Origin of the sequence: Nonomuraea sp. NPDC049784 (genome assembly GCF_040659615.1) — a bacterium.
In the GTDB taxonomy this organism is placed as follows: domain Bacteria; phylum Actinomycetota; class Actinomycetes; order Streptosporangiales; family Streptosporangiaceae; genus Nonomuraea.
This window is the reverse complement of the sequence record NZ_JBFAMX010000283.1, coordinates 1-12,682: the sequence shown is the minus strand read 5'-3', so window position 1 is coordinate 12,682 and position 12,682 is coordinate 1. Positions and strand designations below refer to the sequence as shown.

12 protein-coding genes are annotated in these 12,682 nt (G+C 70.1%); 6 read left to right on the top strand and 6 right to left on the bottom strand.

Going from position 1 to position 12,682, the window contains the following annotated elements; translation table 11 throughout:
* The 4 genes from AB0J09_RS38490 to AB0J09_RS38475 form a co-directional block, all read left to right on the top strand.
* Positions 1-335, top strand: a 335-nt coding sequence (locus AB0J09_RS38490) for an OB-fold domain-containing protein (RefSeq protein ID WP_360702155.1), incomplete at its 5' end; no start/stop codon positions are given.
* Positions 336-1,328: 993 nt separating this feature from the next.
* Positions 1,329-2,078: a GntR family transcriptional regulator gene (locus AB0J09_RS38485; RefSeq protein WP_360702153.1), complete on the top strand. Its 750-nt coding sequence runs from the start codon at positions 1,329-1,331 to the stop codon at positions 2,076-2,078.
* A 202-nt stretch (positions 2,079-2,280) separates the two neighbouring features.
* Entirely contained in the window at positions 2,281-2,883 is a 603-nt protein-coding gene (locus AB0J09_RS38480; RefSeq protein ID WP_360702151.1) for a GNAT family N-acetyltransferase, read from the top strand.
* A 203-nt stretch (positions 2,884-3,086) separates the two neighbouring features.
* Positions 3,087-3,767 (top strand): copper homeostasis protein CutC, encoded by a 681-nt coding sequence (locus tag AB0J09_RS38475; RefSeq protein WP_360702148.1) that lies wholly within the window; start codon positions 3,087-3,089, stop codon positions 3,765-3,767.
* 62 nt (positions 3,768-3,829) lie between these two features.
* Here the strand turns inward: AB0J09_RS38475 and AB0J09_RS38470 are convergent, their stop codons facing one another.
* The 5 genes from AB0J09_RS38470 to AB0J09_RS38450 all read right to left on the bottom strand — a co-directional run bounded on the left by AB0J09_RS38470 (position 3,830) and on the right by AB0J09_RS38450 (position 10,285).
* Positions 3,830-4,972, bottom strand: coding sequence for an aldolase (locus tag AB0J09_RS38470; RefSeq protein ID WP_360702145.1), 1,143 nt, complete (start codon positions 4,970-4,972; stop codon positions 3,830-3,832).
* Complete coding sequence (locus AB0J09_RS38465; RefSeq protein ID WP_360702142.1) at positions 4,956-6,257, bottom strand: FAD-dependent oxidoreductase; 1,302 nt, start codon at positions 6,255-6,257, stop codon at positions 4,956-4,958. Before AB0J09_RS38465 ends, AB0J09_RS38470 begins: the two co-directional genes overlap by 17 nt.
* A 346-nt stretch (positions 6,258-6,603) precedes the next feature.
* Complete coding sequence (locus AB0J09_RS38460; RefSeq protein WP_360702139.1) at positions 6,604-8,142, bottom strand: AMP-binding protein; 1,539 nt, start codon at positions 8,140-8,142, stop codon at positions 6,604-6,606.
* A gap of 9 nt (positions 8,143-8,151) precedes the next feature.
* Entirely contained in the window at positions 8,152-9,192 is a 1,041-nt protein-coding gene (locus AB0J09_RS38455; RefSeq protein WP_360702136.1) for a hypothetical protein, read from the bottom strand.
* A 25-nt stretch (positions 9,193-9,217) separates the two neighbouring features.
* On the bottom strand, positions 9,218-10,285 hold the full coding sequence (locus tag AB0J09_RS38450; protein ID WP_360702133.1) for an LLM class flavin-dependent oxidoreductase: 1,068 nt from the start codon (positions 10,283-10,285) through the stop codon (positions 9,218-9,220).
* A 94-nt stretch (positions 10,286-10,379) separates the two neighbouring features.
* Between AB0J09_RS38450 and AB0J09_RS38445 the strand changes: the two genes are divergently transcribed.
* Complete coding sequence (locus AB0J09_RS38445) at positions 10,380-10,862, top strand: hypothetical protein (protein WP_360702130.1); 483 nt, start codon at positions 10,380-10,382, stop codon at positions 10,860-10,862.
* 257 nt (positions 10,863-11,119) lie between these two features.
* On the opposite strand, the gene AB0J09_RS38440 is transcribed toward AB0J09_RS38445, so the two are convergent.
* Complete coding sequence (locus AB0J09_RS38440) at positions 11,120-12,055, bottom strand: acyl-CoA dehydrogenase family protein (protein ID WP_360702127.1); 936 nt, start codon at positions 12,053-12,055, stop codon at positions 11,120-11,122.
* Between the two features lie 134 nt (positions 12,056-12,189).
* Here AB0J09_RS38440 and AB0J09_RS38435 point away from each other — a divergent pair.
* On the top strand, positions 12,190-12,682 hold a 493-nt coding region (locus AB0J09_RS38435; protein ID WP_360702124.1), incomplete at its 3' end, for a hypothetical protein.

The following is a 12,682-nucleotide window of genomic DNA, read 5'->3' as shown; positions in this document are numbered from 1 at the left end:
TCCCGGCGCGGGCGTTCTGCCCCGCGTGCCGGACGGAGGCGTGGCACTGGCGGGAGGTGGAGCCCGAGGGGGTCGTGGAGAGCTGGATCGTCAACCATCAGCCGTTCATGCCGGGGTTCGGGGAGCCGTACGTGGTGGTGATGGTCAGGCTGGCGGCGGTGCCGGGGTGCTTCGTGTATGGGAACTGGCGCGGCGAGCGGCCACCGGAGCACGGCGAGCGGGTACGGGCCGCGTACCGCCGGGTCGATGAAGGGCTGACGCTGGTGGACTGGGAGGCTGCCGAGGATGACGGGAATCTGGATACTCATCCGGGGCGGCGCAAATCCTCCCGCTAGTTGACCTTGGTCCGGAAATTGGATTGGTACCGGAAAATCCCACCAGTCCCACCAGCACGAAGCAGCCCCCAGGTTGGGCTCCGAGGGTTGATGATGTGGCAGTAGGCGTCAACGCGGACGGCTCTGACTTGGCGGCGAGCGATGACTGGTTCGGACTTGGTGACAGGCATGGCCCGGAGGTCGCGGGTCACGAGCATGCCTGTCCGCCGGTCGCCGGGTTCACCACCCAGCCGGTCGTGCCTTGCCGTGACGGCGCCCGGCCACGCACACCTGAGGACCGTTTCCCTGGACAGAGGGCGGCCATGGTCGGCGGGTGGGGCCGGCCGTGCCTGCCGTACAAGATGGGGTTCTGAACGGCGCGGAGCGCCGTTGATCACGGCGGGAAGCCGGGCGTCGGTCGCGCGCGGTCCGCCTGGATCAGGAGCAGCGCCGGGTTCCCCGCAGAGGAAAGCGCGCCCTGGCGGGCGTGGGGGACCCGCCAGGACGCGCTTCCTGTCCCGTGAGCGACGGCGCCAGGACTCCGGCGAGGGATGGAGTCCTAGGCCGTTGGATCGCACACGGAGTCGATGGGGGAGTGTGAAAGCTCCTGCTGCCGGTAACGTGCGGCGATGCGTTGAGCTGCACCAACCGGGTCATCGATGGGGTGCGTGACGGGGGCGACACCCTCCTCATTCCAGACAAAGGATCCGTCAGTGCACCGCACGGTCAGCTCAGTCAACACCGATTGCTCGGATGCGCCGTTGCTCTGGTAGGTGTGGGTGAACCGCTGGCGAGGCAACCCGTAACGCAGTAAACGTGTTGCTTCGCAAGGGTCATGCCAGGGCAGGTACGGCGTACCCGTGCGGACCGGCAACATTGGCCTTCACCCCCTCACCGGCCTTTAGATGGATTTGTACCAACGAATGGATGATGGGCCGCGGTAGGGGGTTCGGTCAAGGGGTTGTGGCCTGCTAGAACCAGATCGTCTAAATTGTTGGAACAAAAGGGGTGAAAGTGGCAAGGTCGGTGCTGTATCAGCAGGTGGCTGCGGAATTGCGTCGAGCCATCTACTCGGGTGTCCTCGGCCCGGGCGCACAGCTACCGACCGAGGCGCAGCTCATGGAAGACCATGGGGTGAGCAGGAACACCGTAAGGCTGGCCCTGGGAGAGCTCGTCAATGAGGGGCTCGTTACGCGCACGCCGCGGCGCGGAACCGTGGTCAGAGATCGCAGACCGCTGCTGATCTACCCGCAGCGGGAGCTGGAGCCGCAACCTACTGGGGAACTGCGGGAAGCCTTCGCCTTTGCCGTGGCGCAGGAAGGCCGCGCGCCAAGCCAGTACATCGAGGTGCTGACGGTGTCTCCCGTCGAGGAGATCGCCAGCAGACTGGAGTTGGCGGACGGGGAGTTGGCGGTGGTGAGACGCCGTCTGCGTTTCGTGGACGGACAGCCGTACAACACCAACGATTCCTACTTCCCCCGTGATCTGGTTGCCGACTCCGAGATCGCCAGGCCCGGAGACATCGCGCGAGGGGCGAACCGGGTACTGGAGGAGCTGGGGCATGCGCAGGTGCGCGTCGTGGACGACATCTGGGCTCGCATGCCCAACCAGGAGGAGGCCGAGCGCCTCCAACTAGAGCTCGGCACGCCGGTCATGGTCTACGTCCGCGTCGGATTCGACGTGGCGGACATGCCTGTGCGTGTCGCGGTGTCGGTGCTGCCCGCCGACAAACATCTGATCAGATACGAGCTCGATCGCCGCTAACGGGCTCGGGGTGAAGGGGTGATCCCGCCGGCCGGGCGCAGCGAGAAATAGCCGCCTCGCTGGCCATGGGGAGTCGTGCATACTCCCCTAAATCGCCATTTATCCATATATATCGGGTTGAGGCCCGATTTCCGGGCCTGCGCGATATCGCGTCATCACGCTGTGTATTTTCGCGCGCACCCAACGCAACGGGAGTTGTATTATGCACACAAACACCCTGCTTCACCCGCTCGCGCTCCGCAGAGCCGAACCCGAAGACCTTCCCGGCGTACTCACGCTGCTCGCGGACACCGCCGAGTGGCTCTATGCGCAGGGAGTGCGGCAGTGGCCGCGCGGGGGCTTCGGCCCCGAGCGGATCGAGCCCCTCATTGAGGAGCGGGTGCTGTTCCTGCTCGACGACGAGCTCAGATACCTCGACCCCGACGAATCGGCCCCGCCTGTAGCCACCATAGCCCTCGACGGCCACGCGGATCCGGAGTTCTGGACACTCGACGACGACCCCGGAGAGGCCCTTTATGTCCACAAGCTCGCCGTGGCCCGTCCCTGGTCCGGCAGCGGCCTCGGCGACGCCCTCCTCGACTGGGCCGGCGCCTCGGCCCACGCGGCGGGGCTGCCCTGGTTGCGGCTGGACTGCGCCAAGGGGAACCGGCGGCTGCAGGAGTACTACCGCCGCCGCGGTTTCCGCCACGTCCGCACGGTGGACCTTCCCCACCGCGCCTCGGGGGCCCTCTTCGAACGGTCCTCGGCGGATCTGTCCACCACGGCCTTCCGCGACCTCACGATGGCCGAACTGATCACCGCCTGACGCCCTTTGCCCACGGCCCACAGCCCGGCTGGAGCCCGACTCCGGCCGGGCTGTGGGCCCCGATCCGGTTGGCTTGGTTTCGGTTGGAGCCCCGGCCTGGGCTGATTACGGCCAGGGGGCGGGGCTGTCTCGGAGGCCGGGGGTGGGACATTTTGCTGTGATCTGCGGCGGAATGGTGCAGAGCACCATATAACCTCTCCTCCATGACCGGATCCCTGCTCGAGGTGATCGCGCTGAACGTGCGCGACGCCGTGGCCGCTGAACAGGGTGGAGCCGACCGGCTGGAGGTCGTCGCCGACATGGCGGCCGACGGGTTGACCCCGTCCCCGGAGACGGTCGCCGCGATCGCCGCCGAGTGCCCCCTCCCCCAGATGGTCATGCTCCGCTGCGACGCCAACTTCACCGCCGACTCCGACGTACTCGAGCGGCTGAGCCGGGACGCCAAGGCTTTGGCGCAGGCAGGGGCGGCGGGATTCGTGTTCGGGTTCCTCGACGGCTCGGGGAAGGTCGATCTCGCGGCCACGGAGGCACTCATCCACGCCGTCTCGCCGCTGCCCTGGACGTTCCACCGGGCCGTCGATCACGCGGCCGACGTCCAGGCGTCCTGGCGCGCCGTGCGGCTGCTGCCCAACCTCGCCACCGTGCTCACCTCGGGTTCGCCCAACGGGGTGGGGGAGGGGCTCCCGGTGCTGAAGACGCGCGCCGGGGCTGGTGACGGCTCGATCATCCTGGCCGGCGGCGGGCTGAAGCCGGCGCACGTCCCGGCGCTGCTCGACTACGGCATCCGCGCCTTCCACGTGGGGTCCGCCGTGCGGGCGAGCTGGTCCGACCCGGTCGAGTGGCGGCTCGTACGCCAGTGGCGGGCCCGGGTCGAACGCGACTGAGCCCCACCGGGTCTGGCGCGGTCACGACAGGGCCTCGTGAGGCGCCCCCGAAGCCGGGGCGGTCACGGCAGTGCCGCGTCCGCGCGCCTGAGGGCGGCCACCAGCGTACGAATCGTGGCCGGCTCGTCCATGACCCCACCCCCGGCCTCTCGCTGCTCCTCCCACGCTCTCACGCGCTCCTGGTACGCGTCGTACCGGGCGAGGTGGAAGGCGTAGACGGTGGCGAACCTGCTCACCAGGTGCGAAGGGTGCATGTCCCACCCTTGGTAGAAGCCGTGCCGTAGCGAGTGCCTGACCAGCTCGGCATGGCGCCGCCACAGCGCGTGCACGTCCCGCCTGAGGTCGGAGGCGGGCGAGGCGGCCAGCGACCCGTCCGACAGCTCCACTCCCGTGCCCGCGAACGCGGTCTGCATCACGTGCCGGGCATGGTCGCACGCCGGATGGTCGAGCCGCTGCTCGTGCGGCGGCAGCCCGATCGCGGCCGTGTAGTCGAACACCCCGAAATGCGCCGCGGCCAGCCGCCCGCCCAGCGACTCGGCAAGGTCCCCGCGCAGGAAGTGCAGCGTCTGCGGCGCCTCCACCTGCATCTCGAACCGCAGCGGCACCTCCAGTTCCGCCTCGAGCTGCTCCAGCACGTCCGCGAAGTGCCCGAGGTACGCCTCCATGAGGACCTTGGGATAGGTCACCGTGAACCCCGGCGGCAGCTCGCCGACGCGCTCGACCACTCCCGTGACGAACAGGTCGAGCGTGCGCACCGACCGCCCGGGATCCCCGTCGGCGAACGACTTGACCCGCGGCCCCCACCGCCGCGGCAGCGTGCCCGCCGCGTGCATCGTGGCCACCGCCTCGACGGCCTGCGCCACGTGCTCGTCCTCCACCGGGTCGGGCCGTACGCCGTACCCGTCCTCGAAGTCGATCCTCAGGTCCTCGACGGGCTCGGCGGAGAGCTTCTCGACCACCTTGGCGTGCACGGCGGCGCCCAGCCCGCCGGGCACCCCGAAGACGTCCGCGAGCGAGCCGGGATCGGTCAGGTGCGCCTTGACCAGGGACAACGCCTGATCGCCCCACTCGGAGACGGTACGGGCCGAGAACCGATCGGCCGGGACGTAGACGGTGTGGACCGGCTGCCAGCCCACGACGGCGGACGGATAGCGGGCCTGCTGGACCCGGTAGGCCTCCTCGAACCCCTCAGGAACGGCACGCACGGAGCATTGCCTCCAGGCCGACGAGCTTGACGCGTTCGCCCCGGCCCAGCGACCTGGCCAGCTCGGCCTCGGCCTCCTCGATCGCCCGCCACTCCTCGTACGTCACAGGACGCACCCCGCGAGCGGCCAGCAGCTCGTCGATGGACCCCCGGCTCGCCGGCACGCGGCCCGCGAGGTCAGCTAGGAGCGTGCGGACCGTTTCCGCCGCGTCGGACTTGTTGGTGCCGATCACCCCGGTGGGACCGCGTTTGAGCCAGCCTGCCACGTATTCGCGGTCGCGCACCCGGCCGGCCTCGTTCGGCACGGTCATGGTCTTGTCGGAGAACGGCACCCCGGGCAGCGGCACGCTCTGGTAGCCCACCGAGCGCAGCACCATGCCGACCGGCAGCGTCTCGAACTCGCCCGTCCCGACCACGTGCCCCTCTTCCGACAGACGGGTGCGTTCGAGCTTCAGCCCCTCCACCCGCTCGGTGCCGAGGATCTCCACGGGCCGCAGCCAGAAGCGCACGTCGAGGCGGCGCGGGCGGCCCACAGGCTCGCGGGCGGCCCACGACTGCAGGACCTTGATGTTGCCCTGGACCTGGCGCGGGAAGTCGACGCCCAGGACGACGGCCTCGTCGGGGCGCACGCAGACGTCGGCGTTGGCCAGCTCGCCCAGCTCGCGCAGCTCCTTGAGGGTGAACTTGGCGTGCTCGGGGCCGCGGCGGCCGATCATGTGGATGGCCTTGACCTGGCTCTCCTCGAGGCGCTCCAGCACGTCGTGCGGCACGTCGGTGGATCGCAGCTCCTCGTGGGTCTTGGCCAGGACGCGTACGACGTCCACGGCCACGTTGCCGACGCCGATCACCGCCACCTCGGAGCTGTCGAGCGTGAACCGTCCGGGATCGACGTCGGGATGCCCGCAGTACCAGTTGACGAAGTCGGTCGCCGCCACGCTGCCCGGCAGGTCCTCGCCCGGGATGCCGAGCCTCCTGTCGACCATCGCGCCCGTGCAGTAGACCACCGCGTCGTACGTGCTCAGCAGGTCCTCGACGGACACGTGCTCGCCCAGCGTGACGCCGCCGAGGAAGCGGACCTCAGGGAGCTCGAGCACCCTGCGCAGGTAGTTCGCGATCGACTTGATCGACGTGTGGTCGGGCGCGACGCCGTACCTGACCAGCCCGTACGGGGTCGGCAGGCGTTCGAGGACGTCGACCTCTACAGGCTCGGCCGACTGCTTCACCAGAGCCTCGGCCGTGTAGATCCCGGCGGGGCCCGAACCGATGACCGCCACGTGCAACGCCACGCTGCCTCCTAAGACTCGGTTACACGCGTCCCACCAGATGTAACCGGCCGGTGTGATCGATGTATCCCCGGTCGCCGGTCCGGATGAACCCGTCCCTGACGAATACCGAATGATCGGTCCTGCCAACGTAGCCGCTCATCACCGCTTTGGAGCGGAGGAGCGGCCAGGCGCCCGAGCCGTACGGGCGCGCGTCCCCCGAACCTATGCGCGGCCTCCCCGGCCAACAGGCGCAACATGGCAGCTCCTGGGGCATATGGCGTTAATTCGACCCTACTCCGCCCCGGGCCCGGCGTCGCGCCCTCAAACGAGCCTCCGCGCCTCGCATTCCCTCGCCCCCGGGGAAACCTCAACCGTCCCTCAACAGGACCTCGGCCGAAGTACGGAGCGCCAGCTTGTCGATCTTCCCGTTCACGTTCGTAGGAAGGGAATCCACCACGACGACCCGCTTGGGCACCTTGTAGTTCGACATGTTCTCCCGAGCCCATGCGAGCAGCGCCTCGGGATCGGCGGAGACGCCCGGCCGCGGCACGACGTACGCCAGGCCGGCCTCTCCAGTGGCCGCGTCCGGCACTCCCACGACGGCCGCCTGCGCCAGCGACCCCTCCCGCAGCAGCAGCGACTCCACCTCGGCCGGCGACACGTTGAACCCGTTGACGATGTAGAGCTCCTTCTTGCGGTCCACGATGGCGAGGTTCCCGGACGGGTCCAGCACCCCGACGTCCCCCGTGTGCAGCCATCCGTCCCGGTCGACGGCCTCGGCCGTCCTGGCGGGCTCGCCCCAGTAACCCCGCATCACCCCGTAGCCCCGCTGCAGGATCTCCCCGCGCTCCCCGGCGGCGACCTCCTTCCCGTCGTCGTCCACGATCAGGACCTCGATCCCCGGCACGGGCCGCCCCGTGGTCTCGGCGATCACGTCGATCGGGTCTCCGGCCCTGGTCATGGAGACGACCGTGCCCTCCATCAGTCCGTACGCGTTGATCATCCGCTCCAGCCCCACCCGCTCCACCAGCCGCGTGATGAGGCTGGACGGCACGGCGGCGGCGCCGCAGATGGCCACGCGCAGCGACGACACGTCCCAGGAGCCGCGGTCCAGCTCGTCCAGCAGCCGGTGGAAGAGGGTCGGCGGCCCGGCCAGGACGGTGATCCGCTCGGACGAGATCAGCGACATGAGCGCGTCAGGCGTGAAGATGGGGATCGGCACCATGGTCGCCCGGCGCAGGACGGAGGCGATGAGCCCGGCGTTCAGCCCGAAGCCGTGGCTGAACGGGGCGATGATCGGATAGCGGTCGCGGTTGTCCAGGGTGACGATCTCGGACCAGTCCCAGTAGCCGCGCAGGATCTGGGAGTGGTCGAGCATGACGCCCTTGGGCACGCCGGTCGTGCCCGACGTGGACATGATCTCGCACAGGTCGTCCGGGCGGATGGCGAGCGCCCGTTCCTCGGCCTCCCGGGCGGAGACCCGCGTGCCCAGCGCGGGTAAGTCGGACGGGTGGTGCAGGCCCGGGAGGGGCGGCAGAAGGTCGGCGAGCGGGGTCGCCGACGGTCCCGCGCCGGTGATCAGCACCTTCGCGCCGGTCTTCTCGATCATCTGGGCGGCCTCGATGCCCTTGTATCGGGACGAGAGCGGCACGATGACCGCGCCCGCGTCCCAGATCCCGAACGCGTGCCGCACCCAGTACGCCGAGTTCAGCCCCCATAACGCCACCCGGTCCCCGGGAGCGACGCCGAGGGCGATGAGGCCGCGGGCGATCTCGGCGGCCGCGGCCCTCAGCTCGGACAATGTCACCCGTGTGCCGCCGTCGGCGACCACGGTGGCGTCGGGGTGGTGTTCTGCCTGGTCGCGCAGCATGCGGGGGAGCGTTCCCCAGTCCGGCATCGGTGCCATCGGTTGCCCCTAGGTGATGAGAGCGCGGTCCCTTCCGAGGTGGTGGCCGCGCAGGTCGTTCACCGTGCCCGGCGCGCAGGTCTCGGAGACGTCCTGGGCGATCTCCACGTCGATCGATATGGGGGTCAGCGCCTGGACGGCCTGCCGGATCCTCGACTTCCACATGGGGTTCGCGACCAGGCTCGCCCGGCTGAACGTGACTGTGAGCACCGCCGCGTCCAGCGTCCCCTGCCGGCTGATCGCGAGATCCCAGCCGGCCACCCCGTCGATCTTCGACAGCGCCTTCTCGATGCGCGGCAGCGCCAGCCACACGCCTCTGACCAGCACGTGGTCACCCACCGTGTGGGCGGGCGCGGGTATGCCGAGGGGGCCGCCGAGCCTGGCGACCAGGCCGGTCCTGAGGACGGCGTCACCGGGTGGCGGGGTGACGACCAGCTCGGCGAGGCCGGCGGCGGGGTCAGGGGCGTCGTCCTTGGTCAGCGACGCCAGGCCCAGCACGCCGTCCGCGAGCGGCGTGAGCGGATCCGCCTCCGAGGTCCGCCACGCCAGGGCGCCGCCGGTGAACGGGCCGGCGAACACCTCCGTCACCCTGGACTCGAACTCGTCCGCCAGGTGGCTCATCGTCCGCTTGGAGGCGATCTCCCCGGTCAGGACGATGTTCCTGAGCCCGAGGTCCAGCGGGTCCAGGAGGAACTCCAGGTGCAGCCGGGCCAGGAAGTCCATCGCACCCGTGGGGGTGATGACCAGGGTGGTCGCCCTCAGCGCGGTCAGGGCATGGTGCAGGCGCATCCGGCCGCGCGGGCCCACATCGGCGGCGGCGCCGGCCATGTCGGCGGCGGCGGCCGTCCAGAGCGCTCCGGCGGGCTGGGCGAGGGCCACCACGACGCGGTCGCGCTCGCCGACGCCCGCCTCGCGCAGCGCCTGCGCGGTCAGGGCGTGGTCCCGAGGGTCCAGCGGGACGGCGCTCGACATGTCGGGGGAGACGAGCAGGAGCCCGGTGGCGGCGTGCGCGGCGGCGCCGAGGTCGTCACGGGTGAGCCAGAGGGTCATCAGACCACCACCTCCGTACGGGCCATCAGCGCGCCACCTCAGTCATGAACAGTGTCATCGAGTCGCACACCCGGTCGTGGGCCAGCCCGCCGACCTGTGCCTGGATGATGAGGTCCGTCGCCCCCGCCTCGGCGATCCTGGCCAGGGCCTTGCGCGAGCCCTCCACGTCGTCCACCACCACCATCAGGTTCTCGCGCAGCGTGGCCATGGACTCGTCGGGCGGCAGCCCGGCCGCGAGCTGCCCCAGCACCCGGTGCGTGGCGTGGCGGGCGTCGTAGTAGTCGGGCGGGGTGACCAGGTTGACCTGGCGGCGGATGTACCACAGGACGGCGTCGGCGGCCGCGGCGTTCGCCTCGTCGCGGGTGGGGGCGACATACCAGGGGATCATCAGCGCGACGCGCCGGCTCGCCGGGTCGAAGCCATGCTCCGCCAGGCATTCCCGATATTTCGTTATGTCGGCGGCCACGTCGTCGATGCCCTTGAGCATCGTCATGCCGAGCAGGTTGTACCCGTGCCTGGCCGCCGCCAGATACCCCTCCAAAGAGGTCGACGCCACCCAGACCGGGGGATGCGGCTGCTGGACCGGGCGCGGGTAGACGGCCACGTCGGGGATCTCGAAGAACTCGTTCGACCGGCTGATCGGCTCGCCGTCGGCCTGCCAGATGGCCAGGGTCGCCTCCAGCGAGTCCTCCCAGATCTGCCGCGACTTCTCGAACGGCCGCTGGAACGCCTGGTACTCCAGAGGGGACGCCCCCCGCCCCGTGCCGAACTCCACCCGCCCGCCGCTCAGCACGTCCAGCGTGGCGACGCGCTCGGCGGTGCGGATGGGCGACTGGAACGGCAGCAGCACCACGCCGAGCCCCAGATGGATGCGCTCGGTGCGCTGCGAGATGGCGGCCAGGACCAGGTCGGGCGCGGAGGAGTGGGAGAAGCCCCTGGTGAAGTGGTGCTCCACGAACCAGGCCGTGTCGAAGCCCAGCCGGTCGCCCAGCACGACCTGCTCGACCACGTTCCTGAACGCCTGCTGCTCCACTTCGCGGGTGCGACCGCGGACCTCCAGCTCATATCCCAGGCTGATCCGTAGGGACGTCATCGCGCCTCCGGCGAAATAGTGAACCAAGCGCTCGCTTGGTAGAGCGTATCAGCAGCGAACACTTGCGGGAAGGGCGCGGACCCGATCAGAGTGGATGCCTGTGAAGCGAAAGCACGCGCTGCGGCGGCCGAAGGACGAAACGCACTTCGACGTCGACGACGACTTCTCGCTCACCAGTGCCCGCAGATATGAGGCGTTCGGCCGGGTGATGGCCGCGCTCGCCACCGAGGCCGACTTCATCGAGTCGTGCCGCGATCTGACCTGGTGGCGCGGGTCCGACCACAGCTGGCACGTCGAGTGGCGCGACGGCCCGTACGCGTCCGAGGTGGCCGTCCTGCTCGCCGAGCAGGTGCGCGACCCCGACTACGACGGCCCGCTCGTCACCGAGGCCGGGCCGGCGAACGGCGGCTCGGCCGTGCTCGACGTGATGGGCGTGCGGTTCGAGCTGCGCGCGATCGACCCGATGGGGCGGGCCACCGTACGGGAGCGCCCCGGGTTCTGGCGCCTGGCCGAGGCGCTCGACACCACGCGCCGCACCAACGCCCGCCACCCGTGGGAGGAACTCCTCGGCGGCTAGCCACTTCCCCTCCGCCTGCTTCCCCAGACGTCCACTTCCGGTGCTGCTCCACCCTCTCCCCAAGGGACCTCCGCCGAAGTGCGGCCGGGCGGGCCGTTTCCAGTGCTGTTCCACCCTTCTCCCCGAGAGACCTCCGCCGAAGTGCGGCCGGGCGGCTTCTTCCGGTGCTGTTCCACCCTTCTCCCTGAGGGACCTCAGCCGAAGTACGGCGGGGTGGAGGAGAGCCGGACGGTTGTGGCGACGAGCGGAAGACAGCGCTAGCCGAGGACGCGGGCCGCGATACGAGCGCGATGAGCCTCCGGCGGGCAGAACAGCTGCGCATCCGAGGTGGCCCGTTTGAGGTAGCGGTGCGCGGGATGCTCCCAGGTGATCCCGATCCCGCCGTGAACCTGGATGCTTTCGCCCGCCGCGGCCAGATAGGCCTCCGTGCAGTACGAGCCGGCGATCGCCGCGAACACCTCGTCGCGGGCCGCCGCCCAGGCCGCCGACCTGGCCGACTCCACCAGCAGAAGCAGATCGGCCAGCTTGTGCTTGATCGCCTGAAACGACCCGATCGGCCGCCCGAACTGCCGCCGCCCCTTGGCGTGCTCGACCGCCATCTCCAGGCACCGCTGCGCCCCGCCCACCTGCTCGGCGGCCAGCGCCGCGATCCCGAGGTCGCGCACGCGGTCCCACGACGTGCCGTCGCCGAGCCGCCGTACCGGGGTGCTCTGGAAGGAGAGCTCCTGCAGCGGCCGGCTCTCGTCGATGGTCCGGTACGTCCTGCGCCGCGCCGGCACGGCCTCCACCAGCAGCCCGTCCACGTAGAGCAGCACCAGCTCGCCCTCAAGCGCGTACGGGACGACGCCGGTGAGCAGGCCGGACTCCAGCCGGAGAGCCCCGTCGCCGGGCAGGACCACGGTCGCCGTCGTCGAGCCGTCGGCCAGGTCCGGGAGCAGGTGGAGGGCCCCGCTCGCCTTGAGCGCCTCGACCGCCATCACCGCTGTCTGCAGGAACGGATGGGGCGACAGGGCCCGGCCCAGCTCCTCGGCCACCGCGGCCATTTCGGCCGGACCGCATCCCGCTCCGCCGTGCTCCTCCGGCACGAGGAGCCCCGCGATCCCCACGTCACGCGCGAACATCTGCCACGGCGCGCCCGGCCGGTCAGCGAGGTAGTCGCGGACGACGGCGCCCAGCTCATCGGGGAGTGCCACGAAGGCATCTTAACCAAGCGATTGCTTGTTTTGATATAGAGATGACCGAAATTTGCCTTTTCTGTACGGTCACATAATCTGACAGCGGTCAACCCAAGGAGTAAACCGGGGGATCGTTGACCAGGGAAATGGAGATGGACAACACCAGCATCGACTATGCCGACCTCGCCGAGTACGACCGGCGGCAGCGCTGCATCGAGCGCCACCTTGTGGCGGCCTTCCTCGGAGGATTCGCCATCGGGCTGGCCGGCATGTTCCTCGCCGGCAAGGGGCCCGGGTGGCTCGGCCAGATCTACGACCCGTACGTCTATCTCGCCCTGTCGCTGACCGTGGGGGCGACGGCGTCCGGGTTCGGCTGGGCGCTGCTGACGACGTTCCTGGCGGCCGCGTCCACGCTGGTGGCGGCCCTGGGTGCGAGCGCGCTCAGCGGCGACCTGGCCTTCGACGTCATCGGCGGCAGCGCCGCCGGGCTCAACTGGACGATCGCCCTGCTCGTCGTCCTGGGCCTGCTGGCGTACGCCACCCGCAGGGACGATGTCTGGGGCGACCTCGCGGCGGGCGCGGTCGGCGTGGTGCTGATCGCGGACGTGGACGACGAGGGCCGTCCAGGCCACGACTTTCCCGCAG